The following is a 19,721-nucleotide window of genomic DNA, read 5'->3' on the forward strand; positions in this document are numbered from 1 at the left end:
AAAAATTACTATTGTTCAACTTTGCGAGTTACGCCAGACGAATTTCGGAAAATTCTAATAAAACAACGATAAGCTGCGAAATCGCTGTAAAACAGTACACTCAAAACTGTGATCCTTGTCGTTTTCCCGACAAAGGGTTAGTTTTAACAGATCGTACATTCTGTTTGGTTCTGCATAGGGAGGGCGTAATGGCTCTGCAACAAGAAATTATCCAGGCGCTGGGCGCGAAACCTGCGATTGATGCCAATGAAGAGATCCGTCGTAGCGTTGATTTTTTGAAAGCTTACCTGTCTGCACACCCTTTCCTGAAGACGCTGGTGCTGGGTATCAGCGGCGGTCAGGACTCCACGCTGGCTGGTAAGCTGAGCCAGATGGCCATCTCCGAGCTGCGTGACGAGACCGGTGACGCCGCGCTGCAATTTATTGCCGTACGTCTGCCGTATGGCGTGCAGGCCGACGAGCAGGACTGTCAGGATGCTATCGCCTTTATCCAGCCGGACCGCGTGCTTACCGTGAACATCAAAGGATCGGTGCTGGCAAGCGAGCAGGCCCTGCGTGAAGCCGGCATTGAACTGAGCGATTTTGTTCGCGGCAACGAGAAAGCCCGCGAGCGCATGAAGGCCCAGTACAGTATCGCAGGCATGACCAAAGGGGTGGTCGTCGGCACCGACCACGCCGCAGAAGCCATTACCGGCTTCTTCACCAAATACGGCGATGGCGGCACGGACATCAACCCGCTCTTCCGCCTGAACAAGCGTCAGGGCAAGCAGCTGCTGGCAGCGTTGGGCTGCCCGGAACACCTTTATAAGAAGGCGCCAACGGCAGACCTTGAGGACGATCGTCCTTCCCTGCCGGATGAAGCGGCGCTGGGCGTGAGTTATGACAACATCGATGATTATCTCGAAGGTAAAACGCTCGACGAAGGGACCGCGAAAATTATCGAAGGCTGGTATCTGAAAACCGAGCACAAGCGCCGTCCACCAATCACGGTGTTTGACGACTTCTGGAAGAAATAGCCAATATTTTTGCCCAGCGGCGCTTCGCTTGCTGGGCCTACGGTTCCGCGCTGTTGCAGGCCGGGTGAGGCGTAGCCGCCACCCGGCTCTTTTTTAACCACCAAACACCTGCTACACTGTATACCTGAACAGTATATGGAGCAGTATGTGAGCAGGCGTCAATCCGCCCCGCGTCTTGAGTTTGAAGCGGCGGCTATCTACGAATATCCCGAGCATCTTCGCCCCTGGCTTGAGGCATTGCCTAAACAGCCTGGCGTCTATTTCTTCCACGGCGACAGCGACACCATGCCGCTCTATATCGGCAAAAGCGTGAATATCCGCAGCCGGGTGATGTCGCACCTGCGTACGCCAGACGAGGCGTCGATGCTCAGGCAGTCCCGGCGGATCACCTGGATCGAGACGGCAGGCGAACTGGGTGCCCTTCTGCTCGAAGCCAGGCTCATCAAGGAACAGCAGCCGCTGTTTAACAAACGCCTGCGCCGCAACCGCCAGCTGTGTTCCTTGCAGGTCAACGCAGGAAAACCGCAGGTGGTGTATGCCCGTGAAGTGGATTTTTCACATGAACCGAATCTTTACGGCCTGTTTGCCAACAAACGTGCCGCACTGCAAACCCTGCAATCCCTGGCTGATGAATTACAGCTTTGCTACGGCCTGCTGGGGCTGGAAGCCACCACCCGCGGTCGCGCCTGTTTCCGTTCCGCGCTGAAACGCTGCGCCGGGGCGTGCTGTGGAAGAGAGAGCGTTGAAGACCATCACGCCCGGTTTATGGCGGGCCTGGCCTCGATCAGCGTCAACTGCTGGCCGTGGGAAGGCGCGGTGGCGTTGAAAGAAACCCGCGAGGATATGACGCATTATCACATCATTCGCAACTGGCTCTGGCTTGGCGCCGTCGATAGCCTGGATGACGCCACCGCCCTGCTACGCACCCCCGCCGGGTTCGATCAGGACGGTTATAAAATTCTCTGTAAGCCGCTGTTAACCGGAAAATATGAGATCATCGCGCTCACTGACCCGGCAGCCAGGTAATTTCACTGAACAGCAGCGCCCCTTTCGTTTCCAGTAATCGGAGGGTATGGGTGCCCGCTTCCCAGCTGGCGCCCTGATCGGCGGTCAGTAATTTGTCGCCCAGTTGCCAGGCCCCGCTTAACACGAACGCCACCCCACCGCGTGACGCAAAGGTGGTGAACGTTCGGGTAGCAACGCGCACCTTAGCCTGGCAGTGCTCCCGTCGGGTCATAATGTTGAAATCCATCGACATCTGCCCCTCCGTGAGCACCGCTTTTACCGTCAGATCGCCCGCAAAGCCGTAAGGCTGATGGTGCTTCAGGGTATGGCAAAACGCCCTGCCCGCATCCAGCGTCACCTCGCCGCCTTCCAGCAGCGTTATCACCCGGTCAACGCCCGGAAAAGCGGAAAATTCGCCGTTACTGGCGATGGAGGCAATGCTGGCCCGCCAGGAAAAATCCCGCGTCGCGGGAGGGAAACAGCAAATCTCACGCGTCTCACCCGCGCCGTTACGCCAGAGACTGACGGGCATTTTACGGATATCAAAGAATTCCATTACCACTCCTGAAGGACGCACCGTGCGCCAGGGCATTTCACAGACGTATTATCGGCAGCGGTAAGGCCAGACCTTAGGCATGGGGCAAAAGAAAAACCGCCGGTCCTGTCCACAGCGTTTTCGCTTTTGTAGACAGGAGCCCGGCGGTCTTAAGAGAGTGAGCCGATTATTCGGCTGGTGCAGGCATTTTACCTTCCGGCGCTGCACGTTCTGTCAGACGCTTCTCAAAATTGGCATTAAACTGCTTTTTCTGTTCCGGCGTCAGAATGTTGTAAATCTTGTTCTGGGTTTCCATGTGGGCCAGCATGCGCGCTTTATGCTGCTCGGCCATTTTATCGATCTGCGCTTCTGCTTTTGCTTTATCGAAGCTGTCGCTGGCAATGATGTCATGCATCGCGCGGCGCTCTTCCAGCGGAGGACGCTTCATCTGGTCACGCTGGCTTTTTCTGATGTCGCGGATCTGCTGCTTCTGCGCGTCGGTCAGGTTCAGGTCTTTAAACATCATCATCTCATGATGCATACCCGGCTTGCCTTTATGATGCATCATCATTTTGCCTTCAGCCGGCGCGGCGGTAGTGGTCGCGGTATCTGCGGCGAACGCCATGCTGGTAGCGCCCAGAGCCAGGGTAGAGGCAACAAACAGTGCAGTTAATTTACGCATAATGTCTTTCCTTACTTTCAGTTATTCTTCGGCGCTATGCCGTGTTGACGAGATTAACTTTACGGGGTTTATCGTCAATTAGTCAGAGCAACGGTAAAACAATGAAAGTATAAAAAACACGTTTTCGCCAATTATGGAGAAATTAAGGAAAAAGCGTGGAGAGATGAAACAGAAATATTCAACAGGATGATTTTAAAGAGATTATGGAGAAGTATAACGAAGTGCCGTTTAATAATAAAGCAATACTCCAGGAAAATTCCGCAAACTATACAAGAGCGCTTTTATCGCTAAGAAATTTATTCTTCACGTCCCCTCCGGTCTACGCGAGGGGAAACGATCAGGACATTTTTTCCAGCATCAAGCCGGCCCGCAAACCAAATGCGACCGACGGATTAGGGAATAAAACATATTCCGTGGCGTGCTGTACCGCATAGCGGGTCTCACCATCTTCCGCGAGCAGGACTCCCTGTCGAAACGGCGTAAAGTTCAGCGTATGGGGCGCCATATGAAGATGGAAAGCCTCGCTGCGGCGCGTGATCTGCTGCACGACCCGATAGCGCACGACGGGTTCACAAGCGTGTTCCGGCGCAACCCCTGCGAGCAATGCCCGCAGCGCCTGATGCGTAGGAGCAAAACGGGTCAGGTCGTTTTGCCCGAACGGCAACGCTTTTCCCAGCTCCAGGGTGCAGGAAAGCGCGCCAAAACGCTCGCAGGTGAAATGGGTAAACGTGCCGCCCGGCGTCTGGTGGAAAACCAGCGCCTCCAGCCCGGCATCGCCAAGCCAGTCCAGAAACGCTTCATCCCAGGGCTGGTTTCGCTGCGGTAAAACGCCAAAACGCACGTGATACGAGGCGCGAATGGCCGTATGCAGATCGAGGTGCCAGCGCGTTGCCCCCGCCCCGGCAAAAAACGTCGTCACCACCTCCTCCAGCCATTGCGCGCGGGTCGTTTCATCGCTCTCTGGAAATTGCGTCCAGCGCCCCCCAAACATGCGGTTAAGGTCGCTCACGAGGTACCGTTTGTTTTGCGCCAGCGCAGGCGGATTTCCCAGCACCACCAGCAGACGGCAGTGCAGCGTGATCTCCTTGCGACAGAGCGCGCGCAGCAACAGATCGACAATCTCCACGGGCGCGGTTTCGTTTCCGTGAATGCCGGTGGAGAGCAGCAGCGACAGGTCATATTCCTCCAACGGCGTCAGCTCAAGCACGCCCGGTCCCAGCCATCGCCAGTGGAATGAGGGGCCTTCCCCCTCGTGCCGCTCCGGTGTCTTTCCAGCCAGCGTCAGCGCCAGTAAGTTTTCCATATCGTCTCCTTAGCGCTGGAACGGATAAACCGAACCCAGTTGCAGGATGGTCGACAGGGCATCCAGCGCCTCGCGGCCTTCGCGCAGCAGCTGCGGATCAACCAGATCGGCCTGAACCAGACGGTCGCGATAGTAGCGATCCACCCAGTCGTTGAGGGTATTGAACAGGGTGTCGTTCATCATCACCGCCGGATTCGCCGCCTGCATCTCCTCCGGCGTGAGTACCACGCGAAGGCGCAGGCACGCCGGTCCCCCGCCGTTGGCCATACTTTCCCGCAGATCGAATACGCGGAGTTCATCAATCGGGTTATCCGCCTGCACCAGCTCGCTGAGATAGCGCCAGACGCCCTGATGATTGCGGGACTCCTGGGGCAGCACCAGCATCATGCTGCCGTCTTCCCGGCTCAACAGCTGGCTGTTGAAGAGGTAGGTTTCGACGGCATCCTGCACGCTTACCGCCTGCGTGGGCACCTGAATCGGCATAAATCCCGGCACGCGTTCACGTAGCGTGGCCAGCAGCTTTTCCTGATGGGCAAACGCCTGCTCGTGGCAAAACAGCACCTGGCGGTTCGAAACGGCAATCACGTCGTTATGAAACACGCCCTGGTCGATCACCTGCGGATTTTGCTGGGCGAAAATCACCTGAGAAGGATTCACCTGGTTCAGCCGCGCCACCGCCTGGCTCGCGGCCAAGGTTTGTCTCGCCGGATAACGAACCGGCGCGGCGTGGCCGCCCTCTTCTCGTCCGTAGATAAACAGCTGCAAACCCGGATCGCCATAGTCGCCGCCCAGACGGTTGTGGTTTGCCGCCCCTTCGTCGCCAAACATCGCAACCTGCGGCAGCGCCTGATGCACCTCGAAATGCGCCTCATGATTAAAAATGGCGCGCAGCACGCGTCCGGTGGTCTCCGCTTCGCTGGCGCGGTGGAATTTATTGTTCAGGTTAGCAACGGTGAGATGCACTTTGCCGTCCAGCGTATCCGCCGACGGCGCGACGGTGGCAGCATTCGCCACCCACATCGAAGAGGCTGAACTGGCCGCAGAAAGCAGTTGTGGCGTCTGCGTACCGGCTTTTTCCACTACCTGCTCATCCGTGCCGCTGAAGCCCAGCTGGCGCAGTACGGCCACGTTCGGGCGCTCCTGCGGCGGGATCACCGCCTGCGGGAAACCGGCATCGGACAGCGCCTTCATTTTCAGCAGCCCCTGCTTCGCCGCCAGTTTCGGGTTCGAGACCTGGAAGCGGTGCTTCGTCGAGGCTTCATTGCCGAACGACAGCCCGGCATAGTGGTGCGTCAGCCCCACCAGCCCGTCAAAGTTAACCTCACGCGCTTTCATGGGTATCACCCTCTGTAAAATCCAGCCCCGGATTCAACGACTCCGGCAGCGTCAGCGCCGGGGTTTCCAGGCTTGCCATCGGCCACGCGCAGTAATCGGCGGCATACCAGGCGCTGGCGCGATGGTTGCCCGACGCCCCCACGCCACCAAATGGCGCGGTGCTCGCCGCGCCGGTCAGCGGTTTGTTCCAGTTCACGATCCCGGCGCGCGCTTCCAGCAGCAGCTGGTCGAATTTTTCGCGATGCGGCGATATCAGGCCGCTCGACAGGCCGTAGCGGGTGTTATTGGCCATCGCGATCGCCGCATCAAAATCGTCATAGCGCCAGACGCACAGCAGCGGGCCAAAGACCTCTTCATCCGGCACAGGGTCAACACCGCTCATCTCAATAATGCCCGGCGTCAGTAACGAGGTGCCCGGCGCGACCTGTTTCGGCTCCAGCAGGGTTTTCGCCCCGCGCGTCACATGCTCCTGCCAGGCTTTCAGCACATTCTGCGCGGCCTGCTCGGAAATCAGCCCGCCGATAAACGGCTGCGGCTCGGCATCCCACTGCGCGGGGGTCAGACGCGCGCTCACCTCCACCAGACGCTTCAGGAACGCGTCTCCCTGCGGGCCGCGTTTCACCAGCAGACGACGGGCGCAGGTGCAGCGCTGCCCGGCGGTAATGAATGCCGACTGAATGGTCAGGTGGACCGCGGCGTCAATATCATCCGGATCTTCCACAATCAGCGGGTTATTGCCGCCCATCTCCAGCGCCAGAATTTTTTCCGGCTGCCCCGCCAGCTGGCGATGCAGCTGATACCCCGTTCCGGCACTGCCGGTGAACAGCAGGCCGTCAATGTCGCTCAGCGCGCTCAGCGCCTGACCGGTTTCACGCCCGCCCTGCACCAGATTCAGCACGCCCGGCGGCAGCCCGGCCTGCTCCCACATCTTCACCACCGCCTCGCCGGTTAACGGCGTAAGCTCGCTCGGCTTGAAGATGACGGTATTCCCCGCCAGCAGCGCGGGTACGATATGCCCGTTCGGCAGATGGCCGGGGAAGTTATACGGGCCGAACACCGCCAGCACGCCGTGCGGACGGTGGCGTAGCGTGGCGGCGCCGTCCGGCATATCGGTATGCTGCTCGCCGGTGCGGGCGTGGTACGCCTTCACCGATATACCGATTTTGTTGATCATCGCCGTGACTTCGGTTGCCGCCTCCCAGCGAGGTTTGCTGGTTTCGGACGCGATGATGCGCGTCAGTTCGGCCTTGTTCGCCTCCAGCAATCCGGCAAATTTCTCAACCAACGCCTGACGCTCGGAGAATGGCCGTTTCGCCCACACCGGAAACGCGCGGCGAGCAGCCTGGCAGGCCTGTTCAACCTGCCCGGCGCTGGCGTCGTTCCCCTTCCAGAGCACTTCCTGGCCCACCGGATTGGTTTTGATCCGCGCCTCACCTTCGCCCGTTACCCAGTCACCGTTAATCCATAGAGTCATGCTGTTTTCTCCTCAGGGCAGAGTCGCACCAGGCGAACCGTATCGCCGGCATTACATTTCAGGGCATCCAGCTGCGCTGGCGTCAGCACCAGACGCTCGCATGCCGGGTTGGTTCGCACCAGCATGGCGCGGAAGCTGGTGTAATTCTCGTTCGAGACCAGGCAGGCCGGCCATTCGCCCGGCGCAGGCTGGCCTTCCGAAAGCTCGACCAGACGGCTTTTACGGATGGCGCGCACGCGGTCAATGTCGCACTCCAGCGTCGGGCCGCCGTCGAAGATGTCGACGTAGTTACGGTAGCGAAATCCCTCTTTCTCCAGCACCGCGCGGGCCGGGGCGGTTTGCGGATGGACTTCACCAATTACCGCCTGCGCCTCCGGCGTTAAGAAATGGGTATAGATAGGATGCTTCGGCATCAGCTCGGCGATAAACGCCTTCTGACCGGTGCCGCACAGGTAATCCGCCCGGCTGAACTCCATGGAGAAGAAGCGTTCGCCCAGGCTCTCCCAGAACGGCGAGTAGCCCGTCTCATCAATCACGCCGCGCATCTCGGCGACCACTTTTTCGTTGAAGCGGTCGCGAAAGGCGGCCATAAACATAAAGCGCGATTTGGAGAGCAGATAGCCGTTGCCCTCCTTGCGCCAGTCCGGATCGAGGAAAAGCGTGCAGAGCTCGCTGGCGCCGGTATGGTCATTACAGAGAAAGAGCGTCGGCAACGCGTTGTAAACGTTCAGCTCTTTCGAGGCGTGAACCATCGTGCCGACGCGGTAGTTGTACCACGGATCGTTAAGCCCGACGGCCACTTCGATGGCGCAGATCCCCGCCACGGTCCCCGTGTCGGTCTCTTCCAGCACGAACACATAGCCCTGTTCGCTCTTTGGCAACGTCCCCTGCCAGGTTTGCAGGGCGCGCTCAATGCGCGCCGACAGCGTTTTTTCATCGGCAGGCAACGAAGTCAGCCCGCCCCCTGTCTTACCGGCAAGCTGCATAAGCCCGGCGAGATCGCCGTGCGCAACGGGACGGATAACCATCATGATGACACCCCAGACTTCACCTGTTCGCAGGCCAGCGCAAAACGATCTAACCCGGTTCTGACCTCTTCCTCGCTGACGATCAGCGCAGGGGCAAACCGCACCACGTTGGCACCGGCAATCAGCACCATCACGCCCTGTTTTGCCGCTTCCTGTGAAATCAGCTTCGCTTTTCCGGCAAACTCAGGGGCAAGCTCACAGCCAATCAACAGCCCCAGACCGCGGATCTCTTTGAACAGCCCGGTCTGGTTATTGATGGCGGTCAGACGCTCAACAAACCACTGGTGACGCTGCTTCACGCCGTTAAGCACCTCAGGGGTATTGATGATATCCAGCACCTGCCCGGCAACAGCGGCTGCCAGCGGGTTACCGCCGTATGTGGTGCCATGGGTGCCCACGGTCATCACGCTGGCAAATGTATCGGTGGTCAGTATCGCTCCCACCGGGAAACCGCCGCCGAGCGCTTTGGCCGTCGACAGCACATCCGGCGTCACGCCATAGTGCATGTAGGCGTATAGCTCGCCCGTACGGCCCACGCCGGTCTGTACTTCGTCAAAAATAAGCACCGCGTTGTGACGATCGCACAGCTCGCGCAGCCCTTGCAGGAACGCTTTCTGAGCGGGCATGACGCCGCCTTCACCCTGCATAGGCTCCACGATCACCGCACAGGTGTTATCGTCAATCAGCTCGCTGGCAGCGTGTAAATCGTTATACGCCGCGTGACGGATATCCGGCGGCAGCGGCGCAAAATCCTGAGAATACGAGGGCTGACCGCCCGCACTGACGGTAAACAGCGTGCGGCCATGGAAGGCATTTTTAAAGGCGATAATGCCGCTCTTGTGCGCGCCGAATTTATCGTGCGCATATTTTCGCGCCAGCTTCAGCGCCGCTTCGTTCGCTTCCGCACCGGAGTTACAGAAAAAGACTTTTTCTGCGAAAGTGGCGTCGATCAGCTTTTTCGCCAGGCGCAGCGCCGGTTCGTTGGTGTACCCGTTGCCTGTATGCCAGAATTTCGCCGCCTGGTCGTTCAGCGCCTGCCGCAGCGCCGGGTTTGCGTGGCCCAGCGCATTCACCGCAATCCCACCCGCAAAGTCGATGTACTCCTTGCCCTGCTGATCCCACAGGCGAGAGCCTTCCCCACGTACCGGAATAAAAGCCGCCGGAGCGTATACCGGCATCATCCATTCATCGAAATTTTCACGCGTAACTGACTGAGACATAGCGACCTCATCCGGTAAATAAAAGGTTGTTTAAATGTTAAATAATTGAGTGTTTGCACTGTGAATGTAGATTGCAGCGTTCATGCCAGCCAGCGATAAAAATGCATAAACGGGATGAGCTAACAGAATATCAACGAGTTACAATATGGAATTATTCACTGTTGTTGCATAAATAGTGAATATTTTTACAGCAAGCGGCGCTTTGCCGCATGAAAACAAGAAAGAGTATGCAGAGACCAAATATAATTCTGGAATTGTGATCGCTCGCGAAATTTATCGGTTCTTTACGCCCTGTTTGAGGGCAATGCGCGTCGAAATGGTGCAAATATTGCACCGTTGGCATTATCTGTCGCAGTAATTGGGCGAAGCGGATAACAGACGACGTAAATTCTGTTACCATCCATGCACTATTCACCTTGCATTGGCAGCGACTATGAAATTTGTCTCTTTTAATATCAACGGCCTGCGTGCCCGCCCTCACCAGCTTGAAGCGATTGTTGAGCAACATCAGCCAGATGTGATCGGCTTGCAGGAGACAAAAGTTCACGACGATATGTTCCCGCTCGAAGAGGTAGCGAAGCTGGGCTATAACGTCTTTTACCACGGTCAGAAAGGCCACTACGGCGTTGCGCTGCTGACCAAAGATACGCCGGTCTCGGTGCGTCGTGGCTTCCCGGGGGACGGTGAAGAGGCGCAACGCCGCATCATCATGGCGGAAATTCCTTCCGCACTCGGCAACGTTACCGTCATCAACGGCTATTTTCCGCAGGGTGAAAGCCGCGATCATGAAACCAAATTCCCGGCTAAAGCGAAGTTTTATCAGGATCTGCAAAATTACCTGGCAACCGAACTCAAAAAAGAAAATCCGGTGCTGATCATGGGCGACATGAACATCAGCCCGACGGATCTGGATATCGGCATCGGCGAAGAGAACCGCAAGCGCTGGCTGCGCACCGGCAAATGCTCTTTCCTGCCGGAGGAGCGCGAGTGGATGGAGCGCCTGCTCGGCTGGGGGTTGGTGGATACCTTCCGTCATGCCAACCCACAGACGCAGGACCGCTTCTCGTGGTTTGACTACCGCTCGAAAGGCTTCGATGACAACCGTGGCCTGCGAATCGATCTGCTGCTGGCAAGCGCCCCGCTGGCCGAGCGCTGCATTGAAACCGGTATCGACTATGATATCCGCAGCATGGAAAAGCCGTCCGACCATGCGCCGGTATGGGCAACATTCAAGCTGTAATCCTCAGTGAACAGTAAAAAAATCATTCTCCTGTGCGCCCTTCTGGGCGCATTTGTTTTGATCGTTGTTTTGCTGCCTCCGGGCGTCCTCTCCCTCGACGCGTTAAAAATGCATCATCAAACGTTGCTTAATCGTGTGGAGCAAGCGCCCCTTCAGAGCGCGCTGCTCTATTTTGCGGTTTACGTTCTGGTCTCCGCGCTGTCGATCCCCGGAGCCGCGCTTCTGACGCTGCTCGGCGGGGCGCTTTTCAGCCTGTGGGAGGCGACGCTTTTGGTCTCATTTGCCTCGACGCTTGGCGCCACGCTTGCCATGCTCGTCAGCCGTTATCTGCTGCGGGACTGGGTGCAACGGCGCTTTGCTGCACAGATGAACACGATCGATGCGGGGATGGATCGCGACGGCGCGCGCTACCTTTTTGCCCTGCGCCTGATGCCATTGTTTCCGTTCTTTCTGGTCAATCTGCTGATGGGCCTTACCCGACTTAAGGTGCGTCACTACTGGTGGGTGAGCCAGCTTGCCATGCTGCCTGCCACCGTCATCTATCTGAACGCCGGGCGCGAACTGGGGAAACTCACCTCGCTGCGCGATATTCTGTCGCCGGGATTGCTGTTCGCCTTTACACTACTGGGGTTATTACCGCTGGCTACGCGCCGGCTGTTTTCCCGATACATCCCTTCGATTAAAAAGTGAGGCATTATGCGCCAGGTGCGTTTTTGCGCGTTTCTGACGGGTCTGCTGCTGGCAACGCCCGTCTTTGCTGCCCAGAGCTGGCAATCCATTCAACAGCAGGCCAGCGGGCAGACCGTCTGGTTTAACGCCTGGGGCGGCGATGAGGCCGTTAACCGCTACCTGGACTGGGTGAGCGGCGAAGTGAAAACGCACTACGCCATCAACCTGAAGATCGTTCACCTGGCCGATGCCGCCGACGCGGTGAAGCGGATCCAGACGGAACAGGCCGCAGGACGCAGCCGTAACGGGTCGGTGGATCTGCTCTGGGTAAACGGTGAAAACTTCCGCACGCTGAAAGAGGCGAACCTGCTGCTCACCGGCTGGGCGCAAACCCTGCCCAACTGGCGTTATGTCGATACCCGCAAGCCGGTGACGGAAGATTTTGCCCTTCCTACCGAGGGCGCAGAATCCCCCTGGGGCGGCGCGCAGCTAACCTTTATTGCCCGGAAATCGAGCATGCCGACGCCGCCGGCAGATCCCCGCGCGCTGCTGGTTTACGCTCAGCAACATCCCGGTAAGGTGAGCTATCCGCGCCCTCCTGATTTTACCGGCACCGCGTTTCTTGAGCAGCTACTGCTGGCGTTGACCGCCCATCCGGAGGCGTTGAAAAAGGCGCCGGATAATACCTTTGCGCAGGTTACCGCGCCGCTGTGGCGCTATCTTGATACGCTGCACCCCCTGCTGTGGCGTGAAGGGAACGATTTTCCTCCGTCGCCTGCGCGCATGGATACGCTGCTGGCCAGCGGCAGCCTGAACCTGTCGCTGACGTTTAATCCGGCCCACGCGCAGCAAAAGGTGGCGAGCGGTGAACTGCCTGCCGACAGCTACAGCTTCGGCTTTAGCCAGGGCATGATTGGCAACGTGCATTTTGTCGCTATCCCGGCAAATGCGAGCGCGAGCGCGGGCGCAAAAGTGGTGGCGAACTTCCTGCTGTCACCCCAGGCGCAGATCCGCAAAGCCGATCCTGCCGTCTGGGGTGACCCGAGCGTGCTGGACGGCGAAAAACTGCCTACGACAGCGGCAAAACAGCTTCGCACCTTTACCCCTTCGGACACCCCAGATGTGCTTCCCGAACCGCACGCCGCCTGGGTGAACGCCCTGGAGCAGGAATGGCTTCGCCGCTACGGAACCCGCTAAGCGGGCTGGTGTGGGTAGCAATGGCGGTGATCTATCTGCCGCTGCTTCCCGCCAGCGGCATGCTGCTGGCTCCGGCGTTCTCTTTCGCCAACTGGGCGGCGCTGTTTGCCGACCCACAGCTGCCGCAGGCGCTGGCCGCCACGCTGGTGTCAGCGCTGATCGCGACGCTGGGTTCGCTGATTATCGCCCTGAGCCTGCTTGCGCTTCTCTGGCCCGGTGAAGGCTGGCAACGCCTGAGTGCCCGCCTGCCGTGGCTGTTAGCCGTGCCGCACGTCGCCTTCGCCACCAGTGCGCTGCTGCTGTTTGCGGAAGGCGGTCAGTTTTACCGGCTCTGTACATTCTGCTCGCCGCAGCTGGACCGCTACGGTATCGGGCTTGGCCTGACGCTGGCGGTCAAAGAGAGTGCGTTCGTTCTGTGGGCGATCTACGCCGCGCTGCCTGAAAAGCGCCTCGCCCAGCAGAAAATCGTGCTGCATACCTTCGGCTATGGGCGGATACAGGCGCTCGGCTGGCTCATCCTTCCGGCCATCGCCCCGGCGCTGGGCGCCGTGATGCTGGCGGTGCTGGCCTGGTCGCTATCCGCGGTGGATGTGGCCATTGTGCTCGGGCCGGGCAACCCGCCGACGCTGGCGGTACTGGCCTGGCAGTGGCTCACCCAGGGCGATGCGCAGCAGCACACCAAGGGAACGCTGCTGTGTCTGGTGTTACTCCTGCTGCTGGCCACGCTGGCAGCCGCAGGTTACGGTCTCTGGGCGGCATGGCGGCGCGCCGGGCCGGACACCTCCGGGATCCGTCGTCCTTCTCATTTCGTACTGCCTGCACGTACGCTGGGCGCGCTACTGCCGCTGTGCGGCGTGCTCTGCGCGCTTGTCCTGCTGTTGCTGGCACGCCGGGACGACGTCGGCCCCGTCAGCGACAGCCTTTCGCTGGGACTGCTGTCGAGCCTGATAGCGCTGGCAATCATCCTGCTCTGGCTTGAGTGGGGGCCGCGGCGCGGCGCGGTGTGGATCTGGCTGCCGCTTGCCCTCCCGGCGCTGCCGCTCGTATCCGGGCAATATGCCGTTGCGCTGTGGCTGGGCATTGACGGCGAGTACGCTGCGGTGCTCTGGAGCCATATGCTCTGGGTCATCCCGTGGATGCTTCTGGTGCTGCAACCGGCCTGGCGCAGGATCGATCCCCGTCTGATCCTGACCGCCAGAACGCTGGGCTGGCGACGGGCGAAAATTTTCTGGCGCGTAAAATGCCCATTGATGGTTCGCCCGGCGCTGCTGGCCTTTGCAGCCGGCTTTTCCGTGAGCATGGCCCAGTACATGCCTACCCTCTGGCTGGGGACGGGCCGTCTCGCCACCCTGACAACGGAGGCCGTCGCCCTCAGCAGCGGCGGCAGCGTGCCCGTTCTGGCTAACCGGGCGCTGGGTCTGCTGCTGTTGACCAGCAGCGTCTTTGCCCTTGCCGCGCTGCTCTCCCGCCTCGTAGGCCGTTACAGACAAGGATTACGTTGATGCTGAACGTGAAAAATCTCACCATTTCGCCGCTCTTTCATGAGGTCAACTTCCGCGTCCCGGCGGGGGAGATCGTCACGCTAATGGGGCCATCCGGGAGCGGGAAATCGACCCTTTTCGCCTGGATGGTGGGCGCGTTATCCGCTGATTTTAAGGCGCACGGCGAGCTGTGGCTGAACGATCGTCGCTGCGATCTGCTTCCCGTGGAAACGCGCGGGATCGGCATTCTCTTTCAGGATGCCCTGCTGTTTGACGCCTTCAGCGTGGGGCAAAACCTGATGCTGGCGCTGCCGGCGCACGTTGCCGGGCGCGCCCGGCGCGAGGCGGTCGAGCAGGCCCTGGACACTGCCGGGCTGGCAAACCACTACGCCAGCGATCCGGCTACCCTTTCCGGCGGCGAGCGCGCCCGGGTGAGCCTGTTGCGCGCCCTCCTCGCCCAGCCGCAGGCATTGCTGCTCGACGAGCCGTTCAGTCGTCTGGATAAAGCGCTGCGCGCCTCATTCCGCGCATGGGTATTTGAGATCGCTCGTCAGCGCAGGATCCCGGTGGTGCTGGTCACCCACGATGAGGAAGATATTCCGCCCGGCGGGGAGGTGATTGAGATTTCTCGCTGGCAATAATGTGCTAACGCAATGTTTTTGGCCTCAGGAGCGACGACAATGCCATCCTCTTTTAATGACGTCAGGTTTTTCGATGAAACGTGTTTCTCAACTGACCGCGCTGGCCCTGATCTGCGGCCTCGCTTCACTTTCCTCCACGGCGGCTGATATGCCCCACTCCCTCACCCTGGCCCAGCTACAGGCTAAGAACGGCGCGGTAATCGATACGCGTATCAGTGCGTTCTATAACGGCTGGCCGCAGACCCTGAGCGGAACGTCCGGGCACGAGCCCGCCGCGCTTAATCTCTCTGCCCGCTGGCTTAAGGCAATGAGCGATGAACAGCTCAGCGGCTGGGCAAAACAGCACCGGCTGACGCCAGACGTGCCGGTGGCGCTCTATGGCAACGATGACGACAACCAGACCGTCAAAACGCGGCTGGAAAAAGCAGGCTTTACCCGCGTTTCCATCCTGAGCGATGCCCTGCAACAGGCTGACCGTCTGCAACGGCTGGCGCATTTCGAACAGCTGGTTTATCCGCAGTGGATCCACCGGTTGCAGCAGGGTAAACCGGTTACCGCCGCGCCGGCGGGCGACTGGAAGGTGATTGAGGCTGGCTGGGGTGCGCCGAAGCTTTATCTCCTGAGCCACATTCCCGGCGCGGGCTACATTGACACCAACGAAGTGGAAAGCGAGCCGCTGTGGAATAAGGTCTCTGACGAGAAGCTGAAAGCGATGCTGGCGAAGCACGGGATCCGTCACGATACCACCGTCATTCTGTACGGTCGCGATGTGTATGCCGCCGCGCGCGTAGCGCAGATCATGCTCTACGCGGGCGTGAAGGATGTGCGTATTCTGGACGGCGGCTGGAAGGCATGGTCAGACGCCAGCCTGCCCGTTGAGCGCGGAACGCCTGAGAACGTGAAGCCAGCCCCTGATTTTGGCGCGCCGATCCCGGGTCAACCCCAGCTGATGGTGGATATGGAACAGGCCCGGGGAATGCTGCACCGTCAAGATGCATCCCTGGTAAGCATTCGTTCCTGGCCGGAGTTTATCGGTGAAACCAGCGGCTACAGCTATATCAAGCCAAAAGGTGACATTGCCGGCGCGCGCTGGGGCCATGCGGGCAGCGACGCGACCCATATGGAAGATTTCCACAATCCGGACGGCACCATGCGCAGTGCCGATGACATCGCCGCCATGTGGAAGGCGTGGAATATCCTGCCGGAGCAGCACGTCGCGTTTTACTGCGGCACCGGCTGGCGCGCGTCTGAAGCCTTCATGTACGCCCGCGCCATGGGCTGGAAGCACGTGGCCGTCTACGACGGCGGGTGGTACGAATGGAGCAGTCATCCGCAGAACCCGGTCTCCACCGGCGCGCGCGGCCCGGAGCGTACACGCTAGCGGGGGAGTGACTTCAGCGTCACGTAACCGCTCCAGATGCGCGTTGTGGTGGTCAGCCAGCACAACGCGCCAAACGCCCAGGCAAACAGCGTGAAGTGTGCCGGAAACAGGCAGCACAGCACAAACAGCGCGATGGTCTCCGTTCCTTCCGTTAACCCTCCGAGGTAATAAAACGACTTGTGCGCGTAGCCGGGGTTGTCGATATCATGTTTCCCCGCCAGCGCGGCAAAGGCCAGAAAGCTGCTGCCCGTGCCGATAAACGCGAACAGCAGCCAGGCGGCGGCAATCGCATTTTCAGCCGGTGCGGCCAGCGCGAAGCCAAACGGCACCAGGGCGTAAAACAGGAAGTCGAGGGCGATATCAAGAAACCCTCCCGCATCCGTCAGGCCACGGCGACGCGCCAGCGCGCCGTCCAGCCCGTCCAGTAGCCGGTTCAGCACAATGGCGACCAGCGCCGCCGGATACCAGCCCAGCGCCAGAAACGGTAACGCCAGCACGCCGATGCCAAACCCGGCGAGCGTCAACCCGTCAGGCGTGATAAACGGTTTATCCAGCGCGGCAGCCAGCTGATTCAGCCCGGGCTTCAGCCGGGGGTGCAGATGTTTATCCAGCATGCGGTTTACCTTTAAACGTGGCGCACAGCCCCTGCGCCGGAATATCCAGTGCGGCATTAAAGCGGGCGGAAAGGTTCTGAAAAGCAATCAGGGCCGTCATTTCAGTGATGGTCTCTTCCGTAAAGTGGCGCTTTAGCTGGCTTTTGATATTTTCATCCACCCGAGGCGGCGTGGCGGTGACCGCCTCCGCAAAGGCCAGCGCCGCGCGCTCCTCTTCGCTGAACAGGGTGGAATGGTGCCAGTCGCTGACGGCCTGCACTTTATCCAGCGCCCCGCTCCGCTCGGCCAGACGCAGACTGTTGGCATCGATACAAAATGCGCAGTGGCAGATTTGCGAAACCCGCGTCATCAGCAGCGAACGCAGCACCGGCGTCAATCGCGCCCGGCGCCGCTCCAGATAGCCGACAAACAGCGCCACCAGCCAGAAAAGACGCGGCATGCGCCCCCACCAGCGGGTAGGGTTAAGCACCGCACCGAAGTGTTTTTTCTGCATCGCGGCAATGGGCTTGAGGCTGACGGGAAGGGATTCAATGGGGGCAACCCAGGCGGATGTCTCTTTCACCTGTTTCTCCTGATGACTGGACTCTTTGAAAGGGCACGATAATATGTCGTTTTTCGCTATTAATTATTGACGAACATGCTGAAAACACTCGATGTTGTTGCGGCCATCCTTGAAAAAGAGGGCAAGATTTTACTGGCACAGCGCCCTGCCCATGCGGATCAGCCAGGAATGTGGGAATTTGCGGGCGGCAAGGTTGAAGCCGGTGAGACCCAGCCCCAAGCGCTGATCCGCGAACTGCGTGAAGAGCTCGGCATTGAGGCCGTGCCCGCGCAGTATGTGGCAAGCCACCGGCGGGAAGTGTCGCAGCGGCTGATCCACCTCCACGCCTGGCACGTGCCGGAATTTAGCGGCGAGCTGAAGGCGCACTACCACTCGGCGCTGGTGTGGTGCACGCCAGAAGACGCTTTCAGCTATGAGTTAGCGCCGGCGGATATTCCGCTGCTGGAAGCGTTTATTCTTTTACGCGACGCCAGACCAGCGGGTTCGTACTGAGGGTGCGTTCATCGCGCTGGCACTGCAACAGTACGCCATCCGCCCTGACCACCGCCCCTTCTGAATAGTTTTGATCCTGATAAATACAGCACTGACTGCACGGCTGCGCGCGCTGGCCGCTGGCGCTAAAGACCTCTGGCGGCACGTTCACCTCAACATCCGGTCGTAGGCGGTCAGCCTGCGCCCCGGCGGAAAACATCAAGCACAACGCGGCCATTGCGTAACGGTTCATAGACTTTCTTTCCTTTGCATCGTTTATATCTATAACGGTAGATCGCGACGGGATCTTTAATTTATCTCGTCATCGCTTTTGGTTATGACGCGCGCCTCGTCATTAATTTCCCTTTCGGCCTAAATTTCTGCTTGCCTCTCAAAGCGGTGCGGGTGGTATAGTCAAAAAAACAACACATAACATCTACGCCACGCGCATAAATTATTATAAGAGGTTCTTATATCTATGGATCAGACACGCTCTCTGGAAAGCTTCCTTGCCCACGTTCAGCAGCGCGACCCGCACCAAAGCGAGTTCGCCCAGGCTGTTCGTGAAGTGATGACCACCCTGTGGCCCTTCCTTGAAGAAAACCCGCGCTACCGCCAGATGGCGCTGCTTGAACGTCTGGTGGAGCCGGAGCGCGTGATCCAGTTCCGCGTGGCATGGGTGGACGATCGCAATCAGGTGCAGGTCAACCGCGCGTGGCGCGTGCAGTTTAACTCCGCCATTGGGCCTTTTAAGGGCGGGATGCGCTTCCATCCGTCCGTGAACCTGTCGATCCTGAAATTCCTCGGCTTCGAGCAGACCTTTAAAAACGCGCTCACTACCCTGCCGATGGGCGGTGGCAAAGGCGGGAGTGATTTCGATCCAAAAGGCAAAAGCGAAGGCGAAGTGATGCGCTTCTGTCAGGCGCTGGTTACTGAGCTCTATCGTCACCTTGGGCCAGATACCGACGTCCCTGCCGGTGATATTGGCGTGGGCGGACGTGAAGTGGGCTTTATGGCCGGGATGATGAAAAAACTCTCCAACAACAGCGCCTGCGTCTTTACCGGCAAAGGGCTGTCGTTTGGCGGCAGCCTGATTCGCCCCGAAGCGACGGGTTACGGTCTGGTCTATTTCACCGAAGCGATGCTTAAGCGTCACGGCCTGAGCTTCGAGGGGATGCGCGTGGCGGTCTCCGGCTCCGGCAACGTGGCGCAGTACGCTATCGAGAAAGCGATGGCGTTTGGCGCGCGCGTGGTAACCGCATCCGACTCCAGCGGTACGGTGGTGGATGAAGCCGGCTTTACGGCAGAAAAACTGGCGCGCCTGTGCGAAATCAAAGCCAGCCGCGACGGGCGCGTGGCGGACTATGCCCGCGAGTTTGACCTGACCTACCTGGAAGGCAAGCAGCCGTGGGGCGTGCCGGTGGATATCGCCCTGCCGTGCGCAACGCAAAACGAGCTGGACGTGGACGCCGCCCGTACGCTGATTAGCAACGGCGTGAAGGCGGTAGCGGAGGGGGCAAACATGCCCACCACCATTGAAGCGACCGATCTGTTCCTCGAAGCAGGCGTGCTGTTTGCTCCGGGCAAGGCGGCGAACGCGGGCGGCGTGGCAACGTCCGGCCTGGAAATGGCGCAAAACGCCGCGAGAATGGGCTGGAAGGCAGAGAAAGTGGATGCCCGTCTGCACCACATTATGCTGGATATTCACCATGCCTGCGTGGAGTACGGCGGCGAGGCGTCACAGACCAACTACGTGCGCGGCGCCAACATCGCCGGGTTCGTGAAGGTGGCAGATGCGATGATCGGGCAGGGTGTGATTTAACATTTCGCTGCGATCTCGCCCTGTAGGCCCGGTAAGCGTCAGCGC

Annotated in this window: 20 protein-coding genes; 10 read left to right on the forward strand and 10 right to left on the reverse strand. The window is 59.4% G+C overall.

The window, feature by feature from the left end:
- Nucleotides 1–188: 188 nt before the first annotated feature.
- Together nadE and cho are read left to right on the forward strand one after the other, a co-directional pair.
- A complete protein-coding gene (gene nadE / locus E0L16_RS09850) occupies nt 189–1,016 on the forward strand; it encodes an ammonia-dependent NAD(+) synthetase (RefSeq protein ID WP_063448995.1) in 828 nt (275 codons plus the stop codon).
- Nucleotides 1,017–1,163: 147 nt separating this feature from the next.
- Nucleotides 1,164–2,042: an excinuclease Cho gene (gene cho / locus E0L16_RS09855; protein WP_197711252.1), complete on the forward strand. Its 879-nt coding sequence runs from the start codon at nt 1,164–1,166 to the stop codon at nt 2,040–2,042.
- On the opposite strand, the gene ves is transcribed toward cho, so the two are convergent.
- The 7 genes from ves to astC form a co-directional block, all read right to left on the reverse strand.
- Nucleotides 2,020–2,577: an environmental stress-induced protein Ves gene (ves, locus tag E0L16_RS09860; RefSeq protein ID WP_107535166.1), complete on the reverse strand. Its 558-nt coding sequence runs from the start codon at nt 2,575–2,577 to the stop codon at nt 2,020–2,022. The two genes, cho and ves, sit on opposite strands and share 23 nt — an antisense overlap.
- 166 nt (nt 2,578–2,743) lie before the next feature.
- Nucleotides 2,744–3,238: an ATP-independent periplasmic protein-refolding chaperone Spy gene (gene spy / locus E0L16_RS09865; RefSeq protein WP_022647814.1), complete on the reverse strand. Its 495-nt coding sequence runs from the start codon at nt 3,236–3,238 to the stop codon at nt 2,744–2,746.
- Nucleotides 3,239–3,575: 337 nt separating this feature from the next.
- Nucleotides 3,576–4,541, reverse strand: coding sequence for a succinylglutamate desuccinylase (gene astE / locus E0L16_RS09870; RefSeq protein ID WP_131636826.1), 966 nt, complete (start codon nt 4,539–4,541; stop codon nt 3,576–3,578).
- Nucleotides 4,542–4,550: 9 nt separating this feature from the next.
- Nucleotides 4,551–5,876 (reverse strand): N-succinylarginine dihydrolase, encoded by a 1,326-nt coding sequence (astB, locus tag E0L16_RS09875; RefSeq protein ID WP_131636827.1) that lies wholly within the window; start codon nt 5,874–5,876, stop codon nt 4,551–4,553.
- Entirely contained in the window at nt 5,863–7,350 is a 1,488-nt protein-coding gene (astD, locus tag E0L16_RS09880) for a succinylglutamate-semialdehyde dehydrogenase (protein WP_131636828.1), read from the reverse strand. The genes astB and astD overlap by 14 nt, the downstream gene beginning before the upstream one ends.
- Complete coding sequence (gene astA, locus E0L16_RS09885) at nt 7,347–8,381, reverse strand: arginine N-succinyltransferase (protein ID WP_112792872.1); 1,035 nt, start codon at nt 8,379–8,381, stop codon at nt 7,347–7,349. Before astA ends, astD begins: the two co-directional genes overlap by 4 nt.
- Nucleotides 8,378–9,598 carry a succinylornithine/acetylornithine transaminase gene (gene astC / locus E0L16_RS09890; protein ID WP_131636829.1) on the reverse strand — a complete coding sequence of 407 codons (1,221 nt, stop codon included), beginning with the start codon at nt 9,596–9,598 and terminating at the stop codon, nt 8,378–8,380. Before astC ends, astA begins: the two co-directional genes overlap by 4 nt.
- Nucleotides 9,599–10,031: 433 nt before the next feature.
- Here astC and xthA point away from each other — a divergent pair, with 433 nt between their 5' ends.
- From xthA to E0L16_RS09920, 6 genes are all read left to right on the forward strand, one after another.
- Nucleotides 10,032–10,838 carry an exodeoxyribonuclease III gene (xthA, locus tag E0L16_RS09895; protein ID WP_131636830.1) on the forward strand — a complete coding sequence of 269 codons (807 nt, stop codon included), beginning with the start codon at nt 10,032–10,034 and terminating at the stop codon, nt 10,836–10,838.
- A 6-nt stretch (nt 10,839–10,844) separates the two neighbouring features.
- A complete protein-coding gene (locus E0L16_RS09900) occupies nt 10,845–11,528 on the forward strand; it encodes a TVP38/TMEM64 family protein (protein WP_131636831.1) in 684 nt (227 codons plus the stop codon).
- A gap of 15 nt (nt 11,529–11,543) precedes the next feature.
- Nucleotides 11,544–12,704 (forward strand): ABC transporter substrate-binding protein, encoded by a 1,161-nt coding sequence (locus E0L16_RS09905; RefSeq protein WP_131636842.1) that lies wholly within the window; start codon nt 11,544–11,546, stop codon nt 12,702–12,704.
- Nucleotides 12,677–14,206: an ABC transporter permease family protein gene (locus E0L16_RS09910; RefSeq protein ID WP_131636832.1), complete on the forward strand. Its 1,530-nt coding sequence runs from the start codon at nt 12,677–12,679 to the stop codon at nt 14,204–14,206. The genes E0L16_RS09905 and E0L16_RS09910 overlap by 28 nt, the downstream gene beginning before the upstream one ends.
- Entirely contained in the window at nt 14,206–14,826 is a 621-nt protein-coding gene (locus tag E0L16_RS09915; protein WP_063866444.1) for an ATP-binding cassette domain-containing protein, read from the forward strand. The genes E0L16_RS09910 and E0L16_RS09915 overlap by 1 nt, the downstream gene beginning before the upstream one ends.
- 73 nt (nt 14,827–14,899) lie before the next feature.
- Nucleotides 14,900–16,207 carry a rhodanese-like domain-containing protein gene (locus E0L16_RS09920; RefSeq protein ID WP_131636833.1) on the forward strand — a complete coding sequence of 436 codons (1,308 nt, stop codon included), beginning with the start codon at nt 14,900–14,902 and terminating at the stop codon, nt 16,205–16,207.
- On the opposite strand, the gene E0L16_RS09925 is transcribed toward E0L16_RS09920, so the two are convergent.
- A complete protein-coding gene (locus E0L16_RS09925) occupies nt 16,204–16,821 on the reverse strand; it encodes a CDP-alcohol phosphatidyltransferase family protein (protein WP_112792867.1) in 618 nt (205 codons plus the stop codon). The genes E0L16_RS09920 and E0L16_RS09925 overlap by 4 nt on opposite strands.
- Entirely contained in the window at nt 16,811–17,383 is a 573-nt protein-coding gene (locus E0L16_RS09930) for a carboxymuconolactone decarboxylase family protein (RefSeq protein ID WP_063866442.1), read from the reverse strand. Before E0L16_RS09930 ends, E0L16_RS09925 begins: the two co-directional genes overlap by 11 nt.
- Nucleotides 17,384–17,458: 75 nt before the next feature.
- Here E0L16_RS09930 and E0L16_RS09935 point away from each other — a divergent pair, with 75 nt between their 5' ends.
- Nucleotides 17,459–17,875, forward strand: coding sequence for a pyrimidine (deoxy)nucleoside triphosphate diphosphatase (locus E0L16_RS09935; protein ID WP_063449009.1), 417 nt, complete (start codon nt 17,459–17,461; stop codon nt 17,873–17,875).
- Here the strand turns inward: E0L16_RS09935 and E0L16_RS09940 are convergent.
- Nucleotides 17,835–18,107 carry a YnjH family protein gene (locus E0L16_RS09940; RefSeq protein WP_131636834.1) on the reverse strand — a complete coding sequence of 91 codons (273 nt, stop codon included), beginning with the start codon at nt 18,105–18,107 and terminating at the stop codon, nt 17,835–17,837. The two genes, E0L16_RS09935 and E0L16_RS09940, sit on opposite strands and share 41 nt — an antisense overlap.
- A gap of 225 nt (nt 18,108–18,332) precedes the next feature.
- Between E0L16_RS09940 and gdhA the strand changes: the two genes are divergently transcribed.
- Nucleotides 18,333–19,676 carry an NADP-specific glutamate dehydrogenase gene (gene gdhA, locus E0L16_RS09945; protein ID WP_131636835.1) on the forward strand — a complete coding sequence of 448 codons (1,344 nt, stop codon included), beginning with the start codon at nt 18,333–18,335 and terminating at the stop codon, nt 19,674–19,676.
- Nucleotides 19,677–19,721: the final 45 nt, after the last annotated feature.

The organism is Enterobacter quasihormaechei (assembly GCF_004331385.1).
Classification (GTDB): Bacteria; Pseudomonadota; Gammaproteobacteria; order Enterobacterales; family Enterobacteriaceae; genus Enterobacter; species Enterobacter quasihormaechei.

What these genes read in the sequence shown, in the direction of transcription:
- nadE (WP_063448995.1), top strand. Translation starts at nt 189, where the DNA reads ATGGCTCTGCAACAAGAAATTATCCAGGCGCTGGGCGCGAAACCTGCG.
- ves (WP_107535166.1), bottom strand. Translation starts at nt 2,577, where the DNA reads ATGGAATTCTTTGATATCCGTAAAATGCCCGTCAGTCTCTGGCGTAAC.
- spy (WP_022647814.1), bottom strand. Translation starts at nt 3,238, where the DNA reads ATGCGTAAATTAACTGCACTGTTTGTTGCCTCTACCCTGGCTCTGGGC.
- astE (WP_131636826.1), bottom strand. Translation starts at nt 4,541, where the DNA reads ATGGAAAACTTACTGGCGCTGACGCTGGCTGGAAAGACACCGGAGCGG.
- astB (WP_131636827.1), bottom strand. Translation starts at nt 5,876, where the DNA reads ATGAAAGCGCGTGAGGTTAACTTTGACGGGCTGGTGGGGCTGACGCAC.
- astD (WP_131636828.1), bottom strand. Translation starts at nt 7,350, where the DNA reads ATGACTCTATGGATTAACGGTGACTGGGTAACGGGCGAAGGTGAGGCG.
- astA (WP_112792872.1), bottom strand. Translation starts at nt 8,381, where the DNA reads ATGATGGTTATCCGTCCCGTTGCGCACGGCGATCTCGCCGGGCTTATG.
- astC (WP_131636829.1), bottom strand. Translation starts at nt 9,598, where the DNA reads ATGTCTCAGTCAGTTACGCGTGAAAATTTCGATGAATGGATGATGCCG.
- xthA (WP_131636830.1), top strand. Translation starts at nt 10,032, where the DNA reads ATGAAATTTGTCTCTTTTAATATCAACGGCCTGCGTGCCCGCCCTCAC.
- E0L16_RS09910 (WP_131636832.1), top strand. Translation starts at nt 12,677, where the DNA reads ATGGCTTCGCCGCTACGGAACCCGCTAAGCGGGCTGGTGTGGGTAGCA.
- E0L16_RS09915 (WP_063866444.1), top strand. Translation starts at nt 14,206, where the DNA reads ATGCTGAACGTGAAAAATCTCACCATTTCGCCGCTCTTTCATGAGGTC.
- E0L16_RS09920 (WP_131636833.1), top strand. Translation starts at nt 14,900, where the DNA reads ATGAAACGTGTTTCTCAACTGACCGCGCTGGCCCTGATCTGCGGCCTC.
- E0L16_RS09925 (WP_112792867.1), bottom strand. Translation starts at nt 16,821, where the DNA reads ATGCTGGATAAACATCTGCACCCCCGGCTGAAGCCCGGGCTGAATCAG.
- E0L16_RS09935 (WP_063449009.1), top strand. Translation starts at nt 17,459, where the DNA reads ATGCTGAAAACACTCGATGTTGTTGCGGCCATCCTTGAAAAAGAGGGC.
- E0L16_RS09940 (WP_131636834.1), bottom strand. Translation starts at nt 18,107, where the DNA reads ATGAACCGTTACGCAATGGCCGCGTTGTGCTTGATGTTTTCCGCCGGG.
- gdhA (WP_131636835.1), top strand. Translation starts at nt 18,333, where the DNA reads ATGGATCAGACACGCTCTCTGGAAAGCTTCCTTGCCCACGTTCAGCAG.